Annotated in this window: 11 protein-coding genes and 1 tRNA gene; 6 read left to right on the forward strand and 6 right to left on the reverse strand. The window is 51.9% G+C overall.

Features of this window, described 5'->3' with window-relative positions; genetic code table 11:
* Nucleotides 1-525 (forward strand): ATP-binding cassette domain-containing protein (locus B5F54_RS11205; RefSeq protein WP_140400370.1); only part of this gene is annotated, 525 nt, incomplete at its 5' end.
* A gap of 17 nt (nucleotides 526-542) precedes the next feature.
* Nucleotides 543-1,754 (forward strand): galactose/methyl galactoside ABC transporter permease MglC, encoded by a 1,212-nt coding sequence (gene mglC / locus B5F54_RS11210; RefSeq protein ID WP_087234212.1) that lies wholly within the window; start codon nucleotides 543-545, stop codon nucleotides 1,752-1,754.
* Between the two features lie 429 nt (nucleotides 1,755-2,183).
* Here mglC and B5F54_RS11215 read toward each other — a convergent pair whose 3' ends face one another.
* The 5 genes from B5F54_RS11215 to B5F54_RS11235 all read right to left on the reverse strand — a co-directional run bounded on the left by B5F54_RS11215 (nucleotide 2,184) and on the right by B5F54_RS11235 (nucleotide 6,480).
* Nucleotides 2,184-3,038 carry a metal ABC transporter permease gene (locus B5F54_RS11215; protein ID WP_087234214.1) on the reverse strand — a complete coding sequence of 285 codons (855 nt, stop codon included), beginning with the start codon at nucleotides 3,036-3,038 and terminating at the stop codon, nucleotides 2,184-2,186.
* Nucleotides 3,035-3,775, reverse strand: a complete 741-nt coding sequence (locus B5F54_RS11220; RefSeq protein ID WP_087234216.1) for a metal ABC transporter ATP-binding protein — start codon at nucleotides 3,773-3,775, stop codon at nucleotides 3,035-3,037. Before B5F54_RS11220 ends, B5F54_RS11215 begins: the two co-directional genes overlap by 4 nt.
* 66 nt (nucleotides 3,776-3,841) lie before the next feature.
* The gene (locus tag B5F54_RS11225) at nucleotides 3,842-4,816 is read right to left on the reverse strand and encodes a metal ABC transporter substrate-binding protein (protein ID WP_242969687.1); all 975 of its coding nucleotides are present in this window, start codon (nucleotides 4,814-4,816) and stop codon (nucleotides 3,842-3,844) included.
* 79 nt (nucleotides 4,817-4,895) lie between these two features.
* On the reverse strand, nucleotides 4,896-5,600 hold the full coding sequence (locus tag B5F54_RS11230) for a flavodoxin family protein (RefSeq protein ID WP_087234218.1): 705 nt from the start codon (nucleotides 5,598-5,600) through the stop codon (nucleotides 4,896-4,898).
* Between the two features lie 25 nt (nucleotides 5,601-5,625).
* Entirely contained in the window at nucleotides 5,626-6,480 is an 855-nt protein-coding gene (locus B5F54_RS11235; RefSeq protein ID WP_172749713.1) for a patatin-like phospholipase family protein, read from the reverse strand.
* A 298-nt stretch (nucleotides 6,481-6,778) separates the two neighbouring features.
* On the opposite strand from B5F54_RS11235, the gene B5F54_RS11240 reads away from it, so the two are divergent.
* A tRNA-Val gene (locus B5F54_RS11240) sits at nucleotides 6,779-6,855 on the forward strand.
* A gap of 104 nt (nucleotides 6,856-6,959) precedes the next feature.
* On the opposite strand, the gene B5F54_RS11245 is transcribed toward B5F54_RS11240, so the two are convergent.
* Nucleotides 6,960-7,886 carry an ROK family protein gene (locus B5F54_RS11245; RefSeq protein ID WP_087234222.1) on the reverse strand — a complete coding sequence of 309 codons (927 nt, stop codon included), beginning with the start codon at nucleotides 7,884-7,886 and terminating at the stop codon, nucleotides 6,960-6,962.
* Nucleotides 7,887-7,897: 11 nt separating this feature from the next.
* Here B5F54_RS11245 and B5F54_RS11250 point away from each other — a divergent pair, with 11 nt between their 5' ends.
* The 3 genes from B5F54_RS11250 to B5F54_RS11260 all read left to right on the forward strand — a co-directional run bounded on the left by B5F54_RS11250 (nucleotide 7,898) and on the right by B5F54_RS11260 (nucleotide 17,405).
* Nucleotides 7,898-8,041: a helix-turn-helix domain-containing protein gene (locus tag B5F54_RS11250; RefSeq protein ID WP_419761420.1), complete on the forward strand. Its 144-nt coding sequence runs from the start codon at nucleotides 7,898-7,900 to the stop codon at nucleotides 8,039-8,041.
* A 366-nt stretch (nucleotides 8,042-8,407) separates the two neighbouring features.
* Nucleotides 8,408-10,405: an ATP-binding protein gene (locus B5F54_RS11255; RefSeq protein WP_087234226.1), complete on the forward strand. Its 1,998-nt coding sequence runs from the start codon at nucleotides 8,408-8,410 to the stop codon at nucleotides 10,403-10,405.
* A gap of 316 nt (nucleotides 10,406-10,721) precedes the next feature.
* Complete coding sequence (locus B5F54_RS11260) at nucleotides 10,722-17,405, forward strand: carbohydrate-binding protein (protein ID WP_087234228.1); 6,684 nt, start codon at nucleotides 10,722-10,724, stop codon at nucleotides 17,403-17,405.
* Nucleotides 17,406-18,154 lie beyond the last annotated feature (749 nt).

The raw sequence follows: 18,154 nt of genomic DNA on the forward strand, positions 1-18,154 counted from the left end.
GTGCGCGACGCGAAGGCGCACGGATTGGCGCTTCTGACCGAGGAACGCCGCCAGAGCGGTGTGTTCGGCATCCTGTCAATCGAGGACAACACCGTTATTGCGGCGCAGAGGAGTTTTGCAAAGCACGGCGTCTTGCAGGAAGGCAAGCGCTTTAAGGCGGCAAAGGAATCCAACGAGAGCATGCACACCAAGACGCCGAGCATGAAGGAATTGATGCAGAACCTGTCCGGTGGTAACCAGCAGAAGGTTCTGATTGCGCGGTGGCTCTTGACGCATCCGGACATCCTGATCCTGGATGAACCGACGCGCGGCATCGACGTCGGTGCGAAATACGAGATCTATACGATCATGCACGACTTGATTAAAGAAGGCAAGTCGATCATCATGATCTCCTCGGAGATGCCGGAATTGCTGGGCATGGCGGACCGCGTGATGGTCATGTGCGAAGGCCGCGTGACGGGCTTCCTGGACCGCGAGGAGGCGGACTCCGTTTCGGTTATGCGCCTGGCTACGAAATTTATGTAAGGAGTGGAACATCAATTATGCAAAACGCGAAGAGCATCCCGCGCAAGCAATATGCGACTATTTTTATTGGCGTCGGTATTGTGCTGGCTATTCTCGGCGTCATCTTTTCGTTTGTCTTGGATGCGGAAAAAACATTTGATTTGCCCTGGTTTATTGTAGGCATCGGCATAGCTGCCGTCATTTACGGTATTTTCCAAATTGTACGGGGGCATCGCCTCAACCCGGAAGTCTTCTTTTCGACAAGAACCGCAAAGAATTTCTTGACGAATAACGCCATTATGCTGGCATTGCTGGTACTGGTTATTGTCATCTGCTTCATTGAGCCCCGTTTCATGCAGATTCAGGTCATCCTGGATATCTTGACGCAGTCCTCCACAAGACTGATCATCGCACTGGGCATCTGCTTCGCCCTCCTGATCGCCGGTACGGACCTGTCCGCAGGCCGTATGGTCGGCTTGGCGGCAGTTGTTTCCACCTCCATGTTGCAGACGGCTACCTATGCGAACCGGTTCTATCCGGATCTTCCGCAGCTGCCGGTATTCCTGCCGATTATTGCGGCAATCCTCGCCTGCATGCTGTTCGGCGCATTGAACGGATTCCTGGTTGCAAAGTATGACATGCATCCCTTTATTGCGACCTTGGCAACGCAGGTTATGATCTACGGCGCATGTTCCCTGTATTTCGATATGCCTCCGAACAGCTCCCAGCCGATCGGCGGTATCCGTCCGGACTTCTCCGCACTTGGCCAGACCAAGCTGTTTGGAAGAATTTCGATTTTGGTCCCGATCGCTGTCTTCTTCACCATTGCCATTTGGTTTATCCTGAATAAGACCACCTTTGGCAAGGACGTTTACGCGATCGGCGGCAACCGTGAAGCGGCTGTCGTTTCCGGCGTCAACGTATTCAAGACCATCATGTTGATCTTCATCCTCGCTTCCTTCATGTACGGCGTCGGCGGCGTCCTGGAAGCAGCCAGAACCGCAGGTGCAACGAACAACTACGGCGACGGCTATGAAACAGACGCCATCGCAGCTTGCGTGGTTGGCGGCGTATCGTTGAACGGTGGTATCGGTACCGTCGGCGGCATCGTCAGCGGCGTGTTGATCTTCACCGTTATCCAGTATGGCTTGCAGTTTATCGGCATCAGCCCGATGTGGCAGCAGATTATCAAAGGCATCATTATTGCTGTCGCTGTGGCCATCGACCTTTCCAAGTACAAGCGCAAATAAGCGATTGCATATACCCATTGCCAAACGGAAATGCCCGGGGAGCCCCCTTCTGCAGAAGGGCCCCGGGCATTTCCCATTTTTCTATCCTTAATATGTTATAGAAAGGAAGGGCGTTCTCCAACATGGGTACGGCGCTCCCGAATGTTGCGCCGGACTTCCCACGGCAGCACGCCTTGCTGGGCATGCCCGCCGGCATACTTCCCCCTTCCTTTCCGATATACTGCTGTGGACCGTCCTTTCTCCGATTTCCCTGTCCACTGCGCTTTCCAAACTTCCATAAGGAATTTTCATCCATCTGTGGGAATCCCTTTTCCATGTGCCTCCTTGCATCGCACTGGAAAAGAAATCGTGTCAATTTCCGTGCAAAAAGCCACATGCCGCTACCCCCTTAGAGGATAACGGCATGTGGCATCATGATTTCTACAGGAATCAACCCACACGGCTCTTTCCGCCGGCATGCCCCAGTACATAGGTCACAAAGAAGATGGCTGCGGCGATCAAAACAATGGTTCCGCCCGCTGCGGTCCCCAGGTAGTACGACGCAATCAAGCCGCTGACGCCGGAGAATAGGGAAATGCCAATCGCCCAGAAATGATAGGAGCGCATACTCCTCGCCAGGTTTCTCGCCGACGCCGCTGGTAGCACCAACAGGGAATTGATGATTAAAATCCCCACCCATTTGATCGTAATCGTGACGATCACCGCCACAATCACAACAAAGAGCTTTTCCATCAGGCGCGTGTGGATGTTCTTGCTGGCCGCCAGGTCGGTATTGACGCTGGTCAGCAGGAAACGGTTGAAAAAGAGTATCCAAACGATCACTACGGCGGCCAGCACAATGGCCAACAGGCCGATTTCGGACGGCTGCACGGTCAGGATATCGCCGATCAGGTAACTGGAATACTTGGCAAAGCCCCCGGTTGCGGAGAGCAATACCACGCCCAGCGCCAAGCCGGTGCTGGAGAATACGCCGATGATCGTATCTGCCGACGACGTCCCGGAGCTCATCACCGCCGATATGCACAAGGCAAACAGGAGCGCGAACCCCAGCATCGAAAGCAGATAATTGTCCACGCCGAGCAAAACGCCGATGGCGATTCCGGTGAGGGCCGAATGGCCGAGCGCATCGGAAAAAAAGCTCATCTTGTTGTTGACCACCATGGTCCCGACCAGGCCGAACAACGGGGTGATCAACAGCACGGCGAGAAACGCATTTTTCATGTAGGCGAATTCCGTCCATTCAAACGGAAGCAGCGTATCAATCAAACTGTATAGAACACTCATGCGCGCGCACCTCCCACAACATCCAAGCCAAAGGTTTCACGCACCTGTGGCGAAGCCATCACCGTCTTGACGTCACCGCTGACCAGGATCGTGCGGTCGAGCAGCGCGGCGCGCGTGGCATAGCGCGCAACGTGGGAGAGATCGTGCGAAACCAAAATCACCGGCATGTGGTATTCGCTGCGTAAGGAGGTCACCAAGTCATAAAAGACCTCGATCCCCTTGCGGTCCACCGCGGAAACCGGCTCATCCAGCAAGAGCATATCCGGCATGGGTTCCAGCGCAAAGGCCAGCAGCACCCGCTGCATCTCGCCGCCGGACAAGTTTCCCAACTGTTTTTGCAATAGGTTTTTTCCGCCCACCTTTTGCAGCATGGCGCCGGCACGCGCCAGCTTCTCCTTTTTATGTCCCAGCCAAATCGGGAACGACGAAAGATTGGCACAGAGCATATCCGCAACGGTCATCGGAGTCGAGCGGTCAAACACCATATTCTGCGGTACATAGCCGATGCGCGGCTTTTCCACGCGCTCTCCCTTTGGATTGGTGAAGGTGATGCTTCCGGTGTAGGGAATGCGCCCCAGCAGCGCTTTGAGCAGGGTCGTTTTTCCCGCGCCGTTGCGCCCGATGATCGCCATGATCTCACCGTGATGTACATCCAGGGTGACGTCGTGAATAATCACACCATCGCGTTTGCGCACCGTCAACCCCCGGATTTGCGTACTACATTTACATTGTTCCATGTTCGAATCCCATCCATCAAGTATTATTCTGTAGAATCTATACGATTTGTAAAAGAAAAAGGCATCTTAGGCGCCGCCCAATGCCTCTTTCAAAACCTCCATATTTTGTTCCATCGCGCGCAAATAGGCGTCCTTATCATTTTCGCCGGTCACGGCCGGGTCCAAAAGATAGACCGTGGCGCCGCTCTCCTGGGCAATGATCTGCGCAGCGTCCGTCGAATACTGCGGCTCTGCAAAAACCGCTTTCACATCCGTGCTCTCAATCAACCGGATGGTATCCGCGAGCTCCTTGGCGCTGGGCTGGCTGTCGGGCTCCCGGTTCACCACCTTGACGATATGCAGGTCAAATTCCTCCGCAAAATAGGGGAACGCCTCGTGGAACGTGATGATGTCCCGGTTTGGAAGATCATCGAGGGCTTCGTGCATCCGCCCCCGCAAGTCGCTCAGCTTTGCGAGATATTCCTGCGTATTCTCCTCCAAAGCCACCGCGTCCTCGGGGTCGGCTTCGATGAGTCCATCCGCAATGTTGCGCACCTGCTTCATGCAATTGGAAATAGACACCCAGATATGGGGGTTCGCATCGCTGTGGTCATGCGCAACCTCTTCATCATGGCCGTGGGCATCTTCCCCACTCATCAACAGGGAAATCCCCTCGCTGGAATCAATCACACGCAGGTCCGGGAGCTGGTCGGTGACTTTTTCCATAAAGCTCTCCATACCAGCCCCATTGATGACAAAAACGTCCGCCTGTTCGATATTTTTCATATCCTTGGATTGCAGCTGGTAATCATGCAGACACCCCGTTTGCTGCCCGGCCATATTGTCCACCTGGATGCCATCAATCCCATCTATAATATTTAAGGTCATAATATACATTGGGTAAAACGATGTGACGATACGGAAGCGCGGGGGATCTTCCGGCTGGCGGGGCGTACAACCGGCAACCGCCGTTATAAGCAAGCATATACAGAAAAATGCGGCGATCACCCGCCGCATTGGATAAAAAACGCCGGGCCTCCCGGCGTGTTGTCTCTTTTTCACGGGAACCTCCTAAATGCAAATCATTTGCATTTACTATCATACCCCGATGTTGTATATCTGTCAAGGGGAAATCGGTCGCTCAAAACGGCTTCTTTCCATCGAGCCATCCCTGCTGCTTCCAATAGGTAGCGTCCGCCCCCGTCCCTTTCTTGCGCTTTTGCATCTGTTTCATTGCGAAAAACAGCAGCCTTGTGTGCATCGTCGGGCGCTTTTTTGCCCCCAAGGAGCGCCAAAAGGCATCCGTCACACAATCAAGCCGTTTTTCGATTTTCCGTTTGCGGGAAGCAGGAATGGCATCCCACCCCGGGGCAAAGATCGAAATGCCGCAGGAATAGATCCTGCGGACGCCCCAGTGCTTTAACGACCGTATGACCGACGCATTGGCATCCTTCGTACCGGCCCCCGCCGCCGTGGAAACCACCAGGGCGGACTTTTGGAACATCTCCGGGTAGGGGCGGTGTACCATATAAAAATAACCCGTGTGATCCAAAAACGCTTTCATCTGGGCCGTCATATCCATCACATAGACGGGCGTTGCAAAAATCAGGCCGTCCGCGCCGCGCATCGCCTGAATGACCGGCTGGACATGCGCCGCATGGGGGCATTTTTCCTCTGCACCGTTGATACAGGTATAGCAACCGCAGCAAAAATCGTGGGGCTCCTTCTGTAAAATGTACTCGACGAATTCCACTTCTTCATGAAGACGCAGGCGTTCTTTTATCTGCTGTACCGCCGCATACGTATTCTTTTTTCGTGGGCTGCCATATAGGATACAAATTTTCATGCTTCTCGCCCTCCGCTGTACATTTCTATCCCTGTGCAAGCAATGCGCGGACCTCCGGCAGCTTCTGTTCCGCATCCTTTCTCCCCATCTCATAAGCCTGTTTCAGGCGCTCCGGATTCTTCTCATAGCGCCCGACCGGGATGGGTTTGCTGGGGCGGATCAACACCGCTTTGCCCGCCTGCTCCTGTTGGGTGCAAAGATCCAATTCGCTGTTGTATACCAATGGCCGCCGCTGCACAGCCTCAATAAAGCTGGGATATTTGCCATAGATTTTTCGAAGCGCTGTGCGGGGATACTCGGACCGGGTGCCTTTCCGGTAGGAGGCGTCGCGCGTCAACACCACCACATTGCGGGTATTCCCATCGTTCAAAGAACGCCGCAGGGGGATCGATGTGGAATAGCTGCCATCCAACAGCTCATGGCCATGATAGCGTACAATTTTCGATACAAACGGCATCGCGCTGGAAGCGCGCACCGGCGTAAAGCCTTCGTCCAGGTCCTCTTTTCCAAAAAAAATGGCTTCTCCAGTATGCAAATCCGTGGTGCCAGCCATCAACTGGGTCGGGGATGCAAAAAAAGCCTGATAATCGAACGGTAGGAGCTTGTGCGACAACTCCCCGAAAATAAAATCAAAGCCAAACAGGTTTCCCGTCTTGCGCAGGCTGGACACGCTCATATACCGGTCATCCTGGATATAATCGTAAAAAATGCGGAAATTGCGCCCCACCTGTCCGGAGATATAGCTCAAAGCGTTGCACGCCCCTGCGGAAATTCCATAAACCACCGGAAAAACAATCTGGTTCTCATTAAACACATCCAACACGCCGCTGGTATAAGCCCCACGTGTTCCGCCCCCCTCCAAAACCAGGCCAACTGACATGATGCATTCCCCTTTCTCGATTGGACGGCCTAAAACCGGCGATTTCCTATTCGCCGCTGAAATGCGCCGCCGTATTTTCATTTGGGTCCCATATTCCCTTTCTATTTTTCTCAGTATAGGGCAAATATCCCCCTTTTACAAGCGAATGGAATCGGGATTAAAAAAATTTTACAAAACCCCTTGATTTTTCCCACCGTCTCGGATATAATAATAAAGCACTTTAAAAACACCTCATCCTTTCTGCCCTTATTGGGAGGGCACGGCGCTCTCTGTCAGGGGACGAGCCGCCAAAGGAAATGGACGTTTAGCTCAGTTGGCTAGAGCATTCGCTTGACGTGCGAAGGGTCACAGGTTCGAGTCCTGTAATGTCCACCAAAAAGCCCTCAGAACGATATCGTTCTGAGGGCTTTTCTTTTTTGTTTTTCAGATGAAGCAAGAGACCCGCCTGGATGGGAACTCCCATTCCGGCGGGTTTCTTTTTAAGCCAGTTCGCGCGCACGTGCGTACAAAGCTGTTCTGTCTGCAAAAGCCGTTAGCAAGTGTTCCGGATGGGAAAGCTCCTGATAAGCCGCATAAGCACCGGCCCCCAACAAAGATGGGCTGGGATGAAGCTGATTGACTTCCAGCGTAATTTTGCCCACAAGCAAGGAATGTGTGCGGCTCTCTACCTCTTTATAGATGGTATCCAGAAGGAGCCCCGGATGGATTTCCGCCAGCCGGCCCCCCATCACGATCTTCCCCGGATTTAACTGGTTGATTAAGCTGACAATGCCCATCGCCAGAAAACTGCATACCTGCCGGTAGGCTTCGCACGCAACATGATCCCCCTTTTGGACCGCCTGGGCCAGGGCATTGGCCGTCAAATGCCCCCTATCGAGGCGGGATAGGGCCCCGTTTTGGAGTTGCTCCACAATCCGTCCCCGCAGAGCGCGCATGGAGGCATACATCAGCATTGCGTCCACGGAGGGTTCAAATTCGGAGACGACCATCGGGTTCTCCATGCTGAGGATGAAGATGATCGGCTTGTCGCCCATCAGTTCCACGGTCTCCTGGATCAGTTCCAGATTTTCCGGGGTGCCCGCATGGGTGTTGCCCTTTCTCGAACGGTTGGACTTATAATCGCCCTTGGACTCGTCCGGGGTCTCGTTATACTGGACCAGCGTGCCGGCCGCGTGGTACCAATCGTACCCGATGCTGACTTCGCGCATGGCGTCCGCCGTATATTCGCCATAGGTCAGGTTCTGCGGCCGGCCGTCGGTGTATTCCATCGCCATGCTGGGGGATTGCAGTTCGATGATGGCGAAATCCGCCTCGCTCGCCGCCTGCGCCTTTTCCTCGTCGCTCGGCATCTCCCCGGCCTCGACCGCTTGGACCAGCGAATCCGGGACATTGTAATACTTCAGCATTGGAGCGCGTCTTGCGGTACTACGACCGCTACATCAAGAAGATTTGTACGCGAACTCTCTATGACAAAGATGGTTTGCCGCACATCGATATTGATGAGTACATGAAGCACCGCTTACAGGTAAAACTTACAGAAGCTATCGTAGGGAAGAAATAGCAAAGCCAAAGGAAGCCGTCAAGGGTCAAGATGGACGCTCCGCGCCCTTGACGGCTTCCTCCGTCTTTGCTGTGTGGTAACCAAGCGGGCGCAAGCAGAAATCTGCTTGCGCCCGCTGATATTATGATGTTTGTGCCTACGCGTTTAGAATCCCCAAAGGCCTACAAATCAGTGCTTCGTGGGCTTGCTTCCGGGCAAATGTATATCTTTATACTTTAGGTGCATATATCGACCCTCTAATTGCGTAGAAATAGTGGTCAAAAAAGCTTAGTTTTCTCTAAAGCTGTGCTGTTGTTCGCTTCTATAGATTATGATAAAATAAAACAAAGAAGTCTGTTGCTATTTTCCATTCAGGGGGGATTTCTAATGCGGAAGTTTGGAATTAATCTTCGTGGCCGCATCAAAAATTTCAATTTACCAAAGAATCAGCCATTGATTCCTTTGTTTGAAGCCATCGTCAATTCTATTCATGCAATTGATGAGAGAAAAAAGTTGGGAGAAGACTTTAACGCCTATATAACGATAAAAATAATTCGAAGCAATCAAATGTCTTTTGATGCAAACGAGTTAGCCCCTATAAGTTCGTTCGAAATAATAGATAATGGCGTGGGTTTTAATGAGGAAAATCTAAATTCCTTTATGGAATCAGATTCGACTTATAAAGCGGCTATAGGAGGAAAAGGCGTAGGCAGATTCTCTTGGCTCATTGCTTTTGAAAAGGCAGATATTGAAAGCATTTATTGGGATCGGGACAGTTACGTAAAAAGAGAATTTGAGTTTTCTGCGGCAAATTCAGAGATCAACGATACTCTGACAGAATGTCAAGACCAAAAAGATAATCGGACGAGTATTCGTTTGGAAAACTGTATGGAACCGTACGCAAAAGTGCTTCCAAAACGAGGGCTGACTGTAGCGTTAAGAATTATCCAACACTGTTTAGTGTACTTTATTTCCAGTGACTGTCCCAAAATTATTTTGGTAGATGATGATGAAAGTTATGATTTGAATCAGATTTTCCATGAGAAAATCCAGACTGAAGAAAATAGCGTTACCATTGAGATTGGAAATGAAACATTTGAGTTGCTTCATGTAAAAGCAGAAGAGAATTCAGTAAATGGCAATAAGCTATACCTATGTGCGCATAATCGTTTGGTTGAAACTAAAGAACTGGACAAGTATATTACTGATTTGGACCGTGAAATATACGAAAAAAGCGGTTTTTGGTATATTGGTGTTTTACGGGGTAGCTATTTAGATGATAACGTTGATATGAACCGTTTGTCCTTCAATATCCCTGACGGGGGTACTTTAGACAGCTTGGCAAATATCGTAACTATAGATCAGATTATGAAATCCGTAATTGTTGAAGTAAGCAAATTTTTGAGTGATTATCTCCAACCCATTGCACAAAATAAAATGAAGCGGATTTCAGATTATGTGACCTATAAAGCTCCGCAATTTCGGCACTTGTTGAAATATATGTCAGACGATATAGCACATATTAAGCCCAACTTGAGCGATGATAAGCTTGATGATGAATTGCATCGTATTAAAAGAGAGTTTGACCGACACACCACGCAGGAAAACGTAAAACTGTTAAGTGATCTGAATAAAGGGGCCATTACGTCCGATGAATACATCGAAAGATTTGGGCAACAAATCGAAAAAATCAACAGCGCAAATGGAGCTGCACTTGCTGAATATGTAGCCCACAGAAAAGTGATTCTTGATCTAATGGAGTTTGCTATTCGACGGCAAGACGATGGTCGCTTTCAGAAAGAAAGCTTTTTGCATAATCTGATTTACCCAATGCGTACAACGGCCTCCGATATTCCTTACAGCAACCATAATCTTTGGCTAATCGATGAAAAGCTCGCGTATTGTAGCTATATTTCTTCGGACATCTCCTTTGATAATAATCCGAAAGAAAAGCGTACGGATATTATGGTTCTGGATAATCCTGTTGCCGTATCAGATGAAGAAAACCGTGGACGTGAGTACGAGACTATTGTCTTATTTGAGTTGAAACGTCCTATGCGAAACGACTATAGCAACGGCTCTAATCCTGTAAATCAGTTGTATGAATATGTCACAAAACTCAAAGGAAACAATGTTAAGGATAAAGATGGAAGAATTATTAGAGTTGGTGACAACACACAGTTTTACTTATATGCAGTATGTGATATCACAAGTACATTGGAACAGGTTCTAACCTTTCATGATTTTACGCAAACTCCTGATAAAATGGGCTACTACAGATACCATGAAAAAATGAATGCATATATTGAGATTTTGTCTTATGATAAAATCATCAGCGATGCACAAAAGCGAAATAAAATTCTGTTTGATAAATTGGGCATTTAAAAAGGGATGGAAGCTCTAAGCTTCCATCCCTTTTTGCACCTGTTTGTCAGCCGTTAAGTTAATTTGTTTCTCGTACTTCCTTATCGGCGTTCACCCCACCGGAATGCTTTTATTTTTTGTATGCAGAAAAAACATTTCAAATAACAAAACATTCAACTATATGCCCTATAATACATTGACATAATATTATAAAGTTATATAATAATCATAATAATACAACCACATAATATATTTTATATCGTTATGTGCCATGAGGAGGTGACAGAGTACACGCTAAAAAGAGGATGAAAAAAAGATTGGATCAAGGAGGAGAAAAATGTCAAAGAAAGGATTCTTTGCAAGGCGAGTTACAGCCATGGCCTGTACTGCCGCCTTGCTCGCCAGCAGCATCCCTTTATCGTGGGTCCAGGCCGTTGCCTACGACAACAACCCTGTAAAAATCCCCCAGTTTTTGATGACGGCAACCGCATCCAGTGAAGAGAGCAGCAGTGACACCTGCTATGCGTCCCTGGCCATCGACGGCGATTCCGGGACGATGTGGCATACCCGCTGGAGCACCTCTGCTTCGGCCCCGCACTGGATCTCCGTAGACTTGGGCCGGAATGTCGAGTTGACAAAGCTGACGTATTTGCCCAGGCAGGACGGGAATTCCAACGGTTATATCCGCGAATATGCGATCTCGGTCAGCGCCGATGGAAACACCTACACGCCCATTGCAGAGGGCTCCTGGGAAAGCGATATGACCGAAAAAGAAGCGGTCTTCTCCGCGCCCGTTTCCGCCCGCTATGTGCGTCTGGAAGCGGTAAACGCATCCATGGCCTCCTGCGCGGAGCTGAATTTCTTTGCCGCCGAGAGCGTTTATGCACCGCTGTGGGATCAGCTTGATAACGCATATGAGGCAATCGGCCAGGCAGAAGCCGGTGAGGAAATCGGCCAGTATCCCCAGGAACAGATCGATCTCTTCCAGCAAGCGATCGACGAAGCGGAGCTGCAAGCCGCCTCCCTGCCGGAATCCGACGAAGCGGCCATCCAAGCGGCTGCCGATACACTGTCCGCTGCGATGCATGCTTTTGAGGAATCCCGCAACATGTATGGCCGGGACGACTTGGAAACCCTGCTCGGGGAGTCCCAATCCCTCCTGGACGGCACGGGGACCGGAACCGAAAACGGTCAAGCGTCCGAAGAGGCCAAAAACGCCTTTGCAGCGGCTATCCAAGAAGCTGATGCGGTCTTCCAGGACCAGGCCGCCAATAAAACGCAGATTCACTCTGCCTACGAAGCGCTTGATTCCGCGGTCGCAGTCTTTCAGGATCACATTGTTACCGATCAAAAATCCCTGGCGGGCGTCTGGGAGCTGAAACTGGGTTCCTATTCCCCAGAGGACGGCACCCTGTCCGATACCTGTATCCTTCCGGGAACGCTGGACGAAAATAAAAAGGGCAATCGGAATACATCGGTCAACACCAACCATCTGAACCGCAAATACACCTATACCGGCGATGCGGTCTATCAAAAGAAGGTTTTTATCCCGGAAAACTGGGCAGGAAAACACGTTACGTTCCTGATGGAGCGCACCAAAAATACCCAGGTCTGGGTGAACGGCCAGGAGCAGACCAACTATAATTCCAACGATACGTTGGGCACGGCACAGGAATACGTCCTGTCGGGCCTGATCCCCGGCCAGGAAAACACCATCACGGTGCAGGTGCGCAACACAGATTATCAGGTGGGAACCAATAGCCACATGTTGACGGAAGAGACGGTGACAAACTGGAACGGCATTTTGGGAAAAATTGAGCTGAAGGCCGTGGACCCTGTCTTTATCCAGGATGTGCGGATCTATCCGGACATTCACGCCAAAACCGCTCTGGCAAAGATCACGCTCTCCAATACGACAGGACAGGCGGTCAACGGCAACCTGACCCTCCAGGCGCACAGCTACAACCACGAGGGCGATGTACATACCGTTCCGCAGGCCGTACAGGAATTCTCCCTGGCCGCGGATGAGACGGAAAAGGAAATCGAAGTCACCTATGCGATGGGCGACGACGTCCGCCTCTGGTCGGAATTTGACCCGTCCATGTATGAGATGACCATCTCCCTGGATGCAGAAGGTATGTATTCCGATACCTTTGTCGAAAACTTCGGTATGCGTGAATTTAAGACCTCCGGGACAAAATTCACCATCAATGGGACCACCACCTTTATGCGCGGCGAGGGCAATTCCGCCGTCTTCCCATTGACCGGATACCCGTTCATGACCAAGGAGGAGTGGCTCGACTTCTTCTCCACGGCACAAGAACTCGGCATCAACTTCTTCCGCTTCCACTCCTGGACGCCTCCGGAGGCAGCGTTCGAAGCGGCCGACGAGCTGGGCATCTACATGCAGCCGGAGCTCTACGGGTTTGGCGGCACGCCCTTCGGCGACTATTTCAACGAAGAGGCTGTAAGAATTCTCGAATATCTTGCAAATCACCCGTCCTTTGTTATGTTTGCATGGGGCAATGAGCTCAATACCACCGGCAGCAACCGGGATGGCGCAAACGCGCTCCGCGAGCTCTGCCGCAGCGTGGACGATACCCGCCTGTATGCGGAGGGCAGCAACAACAACTATTGGGCGCCTTCTCTCAACGAAGGGGACGACTATTGGACCACCTGCAAAACAAGGGCAAATTCCGACCCGTATCATACGCGCATTTCGTTCTCCTGGGTGGATGCGGCCTCCGGCGGTGCGTTGGAGTCCATGCAGCCGAACACAACGTTCACCTATCAGCATGCCATTGAAGAGGTGGATAAGCCCCTGATGAACCACGAGGCGGGCCAGTACCAGGTCCTCCCCCTGTTCGACGAAGAAATCCCCAAGTATGAATCGGGCGTTTTTGAGGCGCGCAACTTGCAGTATTACCGGGATCTCATGGAGAGCAAAGGCTTGCTTCACATGAACGAGATCTTCTCAAAAGTATCCGCCCGTGTCTCCGCGATCGGTTACCGTGCCGATATGGAAACCGCGCTGCGCACACCGGATATGGCCGGCTATCAGCTGCTCAGCATCCAGGACTTCCCCGGCCAGGGCACCGCACACGTCGGCATTCTGGACAACTTCATGGAAGACAAGCCCGGTGGCTTTACGAAAGAGCAGTATAAGAGCTTTAACGATTCCGTCGTTGTTTTGGCACAGCTTCCGAAGCTGGTCCTCACCAACTCCGAAGATCTGACGGGAACGATCTCCGTTGTCAACTACGGCCCGGCCGCTTTGGACGGCGTTGTTGGGCAATGGAAACTGACAAATGGCGATACCGTCCTTGCAGAGGGAACCCTTGACGCGACGGACGTTGCGCAGGGCGGTGTAACAGAGATCGGCGCCTTTACCACCTCCTTGGCGGGCGTGACAGAAGCGGCAAAGCTAAAGTTGGAGGTCTCCGTGGATTCCATCGGCTCCAACAGCTACGACCTGTGGGTCTATCCCAGCGATCTCAACCCCACAGTGCCTTCGGATGTTCTGGTCTCTACCAACATGGACCAGGCAACCCTACAGGCGTTGGAGAACGGCCAAAAAGTCCTCTTCCTGCCGGAGCCCAGCCTGAAAACCATTCCCGACAGTGTGGCCGTACGCTGGACGACGGACTACTGGAGCAAGATGTTCCACCGCTCGGACCGTGACGCCCACACGATGGGCATGTATGTACAAAACGACCACCCGATCTTCCGCTATTTCCCCACGGAATATTTCAACGATTATCAGTGGTTTAATCTGATGAAAGGCTCGCGCGCGGTCGTCCTGGACGATGCTCCGGCAGATCTGGAACCCCTCGCCTGGAACATTGACCACATGGAGTGGAGCCGGAAGCTAGGCAGCCTGTTTGAAGCAAACGTGGGAGCTGGCAAGTTGGTGGTATGCACCTTCGACCTGCTGAACCAGATGGAGGAATACCCCGAAGCAAAGCAGCTCTATTACAGCATCCTTCAGTACATGGCTTCTGATGAATTCCAGCCAGAGGCCGAACTGACGCCGGAATATCTGACCCAGACCTTTGTGGAAAAGACAAACGTGGACCCGTACGAGACGATTGAAGCAGAATCCTATGCGGAAAGCAGCGGCAACCTCTGGACGGAAAGCGGCACCGGGGAAACCGGGGAACCCGAAACGGCCTTAGGCGGAATCACCAGCGGCAACTGGGTTCTGTATGAGGATGTGGACTTTGGCCTCAACGGATGTGCGAAGATCACCATCAATGGCTCCAATAACAACAGTTATTCGCAGATCATCGACGTACGTCTGGATTCCCCCACCGGCGAACTGGTGACCACGCTGGAATTCCAGCCGACCGGCTCTTGGAGTGAGTACAAGTCCCAGACCTTTGATATTCCCCGCATCTCTGGCCTGCACGATCTTGTGTTGGTCTTCCAAAATGGTTCCATCGCCTTGAATTCCTTCTGGTTTGAAGAAGGTACCGTGCAGTATATCAGCCCCTATGAGCAGATAAATCCGGAATCCGCCGCGGGCGATATTGAAATCACGGATATCGACGGCGGAAGCCATGTGATCATGCAGAACTATGTCAGCGCAATCACCGATCAAGTGGAAATCAAATTTAACAATGTCGAATTTGGCAGCTATGGCTCCAAAGAAGTGACAATCCAGGGACGAAGCCTCAATGGAGAAGACGTCTATGGGTATCTGCGTTACAACGACAACGGGACGGAAAAGACCATTCCCTTTGTCTTTAAGGCTGGCGAAGGCGAGTCCTATGAGCTCTCCTCTGAGACGTTCTTTAAACAAACCGTTCCTGCAAAGGGGATTATGGGCCCGCAGGATCTTGTCATCGGCTTTGAAAAGGGCACCAGCTTTGACTTTGAGGCACTGGTCTTCACCGGATACGACAGCGCCCCCGTGGTGAACGAAGATTACGAAAACGCCATGCAGGAGGCCGCCGACATTACTGCGAAGGTTGAGAACCGGCCCCTCCTTTACACGGAAGAAACCTGGAAAATCTTTGAAGCCGCTTATGAGTCAGCATCCGCAGTGGACATCTATGACAACGATGCTGTAGCGGAAGCGGCTGAACAATTGCAAGCCGCAATTGATGGACTGGTTCTCACTGGAAGAAGCAAATCCGCCTATACTACCACCTATGCAAGGAATTATGATTCCGTGGACGGCTCTGTCAACTTGGAACGCGGCGAGCCTGATCAGGTCGTCGGTGGATTCGACAAGGGTGAAATCCTCTACTACGACGGTCTCGACTTTGGCTCAACAGGCGCTTCTAAACTGACCGTCCGTGTGGCAAACGGCCGCGCCGACACAGAAGAAGAAAAGGAAGCCCTTCTGCGCTTCCGATTCGGAGAGGGCGACAACGAGTTTGTCGACGTCCGAATCGCACAGACCGGCGGATGGGATGCGGCCCACGATCAAGACTTTACGGTGGAAATCCCGTCTTCCCTTTGGAATGGCGTAAAGGATGTGTCCATTGAACTGGTGGAAGGTGCGGTTGCTTTCCATTCCTTCACTTTTGAAAAAACTGAAAACACCGAGCCGCAGCTGCTGACGGTACAGTGGAGCGGCAACGCATCGATGAGCGTCGAGGGCGAAGCGGAGGAAATCATCTCCACAGATGCGATCTATGGCGCGAAGGTACAGCCGGGCGAAGAGTTGACCTTCACCTTCACCCCGACCAAGGGCGCGTTCTCCGGAGCGCAGCTCAACGGCGAGGACATCAAGTTTGCAGCGGACGGCTGCACGTACACCTTCACGATGCCGGGCGAGAGCACGACCCTGCGCTTCACGTTCACAAGCGTGGATAAGAGCATCCTGGGCATCGTATTGGAAGAGGCCAACGCGGTGCCGCAGGACGTGATCGACAGCCTGGTGCCGTCTGCCAAGGAATTCTTCGAGAACGCCCTGGCAAAGGCACAGGAAGTCTATGACGATGCGGACGCAACCGAAGAAGAAGTCAAAGAGGTTTGGAGCGACCTGCTGGATGCAATGCACCTGTTGGAATTCGAAGCGGGCGATAAGGAAACCCTGCTGCCGCTGATCAACATTGCAGAGCAGCTGAAAGACATGCTGGATCAGTTCAAGCCGGGCACGACCGAGGGCTTCGAGGAATCGCTCGACGCAGCGAAAGACGTGTATGCAGAGGAAGACGCCCTGAAGGCGGACGTGGACGAGGCATATGACAACTTGCAGGCAGCGATCGACAAGCTGGAAATGCGTGCGGATATGTCCATCCTCCAGAACACGGTGAACGAGGCGAACGGCCTTGACTTGAACAGCTACATCGACGACGAAGCCATGGCGGCCTTCAAGACGGTGCTGGCAGAGGCGGAAGAACTACTTCTGAACGCAGACGCAGAGCAGGCCGACGTGGATGCAAAGGCAGTGGAGCTGTCCAATGCAATGGCAGCCCTGCGGAAGATCCCGAACAAGGATGAGCTGAACAAGCTGATCGCCGAGATGGAGCAGAAGGATCTGGACGGCTACACCGACCGCAGCGTGGCGGCCTTTAAGGCGGCATTGAGCGTTGCGAAGACGGTTGCCGCGGATGCGAATGCAGACGAGCAGGCGGTCGCAAAGGCATATACCAACCTGGAAGCTGCCGCGAATAACCTGGTCAAGGCGGAGAAGCCGGGCACGGGCAACAGCGGCAAGGGCAGCACGTCTGCCAACGTTGGCAATGCATACGGCGTAGCGGGTGTTGTATCCGCAGCCCAGGGCGTGACCAGCCAGAAGGCGTATGTGGTTTCCGACACGACGGTCAACTTCACGTTGAAGAGAGGCAGCGCATACTGCTTCAAGATGACGGTAGTCAACGGCAACGCCATGACGCCGAGCTTCACGGTCGGCAACGGCGATGTGCTGAAGACGCAGTTCGTGGCGAAGATCGGCAACGACTACTATTACAGAGTCTATGCCACCGGCACGCCGGGCCAGAGCACGGGCGTTTACACCACCCTGCCGGGCAATGTAGCCGTGAAACATTGCACGGTTACGATTGGATAAGTGCTTTCTTAGGAAACGCCGTAGGCGCGAAAAGACGCTGTGCGTCCGATTGGCTGATTGCTTCCGTAGGATTTCCCTTGTGGAACGGAACACGCCATAATTGCGGTTTGCTTCCGTGGTTGCCGCCGTAGGCGCGAAAGACGTTGCACGTCCAGTGAAGCATTGTGCCGTGGCGATTGCGTAAGTGCTTTTGTAGACGGGCGCCATGCGTCCATTGCATGTAGCTATTGGCGAATCGGAAACGACAAAATAAAAGGGGAGGCTTTTCCCTAATAAACAAGTAAGGACCCAATCCTGGGAGTTCCCGGGATTGGGTCCTTCTATATTTGATGTTTCTATTGCTCACGTGTGTTGCTGCGGAGCTGTGTGTTTTGTCTTTATGAAGATTTGCTTGCTTCTGTAGGGCTTTGCCCTATGGAGCGGAAAGCAAACTCTTTGCGGTTTGCTTCCGTAGGGAACGCCGTAGGCGCGAAAGGCACTGTGTGTCCGCTATGCGTCCTGTGGCCCGCCTTTAGAGAAATGCCTCCAACACGACCGGATAACAGGCTTACACACGATTGATCCATTTTCCGTATATTCACTTACAATTCCACCTCCCTTTTATAGACAAGGAAATGGCGCTTTCCTAATAAAAGCGCTGGATTCTTATATAATGTGCATTTATCTTGCCCCATATTGTGACACTACAATTAAAGAAGAGCCCCACGGCCAAAAGGAATTTCTCCACTTTGTAGCCCCATGCAAATATT

Source organism: Anaeromassilibacillus sp. An250 (genome assembly GCF_002159845.1).
Lineage (GTDB): Bacteria > Bacillota > Clostridia > Oscillospirales > Acutalibacteraceae > Anaeromassilibacillus > Anaeromassilibacillus stercoravium.

Excerpts from the sequence above, each read along its gene's own strand:
- mglC (WP_087234212.1), top strand. The coding sequence starts at position 543 with ATGCAAAACGCGAAGAGCATCCCGCGCAAGCAATATGCGACTATTTTT.
- B5F54_RS11215 (WP_087234214.1), bottom strand. The coding sequence starts at position 3,038 with ATGAGTGTTCTATACAGTTTGATTGATACGCTGCTTCCGTTTGAATGG.
- B5F54_RS11220 (WP_087234216.1), bottom strand. The coding sequence starts at position 3,775 with ATGGAACAATGTAAATGTAGTACGCAAATCCGGGGGTTGACGGTGCGC.
- B5F54_RS11230 (WP_087234218.1), bottom strand. The coding sequence starts at position 5,600 with ATGAAAATTTGTATCCTATATGGCAGCCCACGAAAAAAGAATACGTAT.
- B5F54_RS11235 (WP_172749713.1), bottom strand. The coding sequence starts at position 6,480 with ATGTCAGTTGGCCTGGTTTTGGAGGGGGGCGGAACACGTGGGGCTTAT.
- B5F54_RS11245 (WP_087234222.1), bottom strand. The coding sequence starts at position 7,886 with ATGCTGAAGTATTACAATGTCCCGGATTCGCTGGTCCAAGCGGTCGAG.
- B5F54_RS11255 (WP_087234226.1), top strand. The coding sequence starts at position 8,408 with ATGCGGAAGTTTGGAATTAATCTTCGTGGCCGCATCAAAAATTTCAAT.
- B5F54_RS11260 (WP_087234228.1), top strand. The coding sequence starts at position 10,722 with ATGTCAAAGAAAGGATTCTTTGCAAGGCGAGTTACAGCCATGGCCTGT.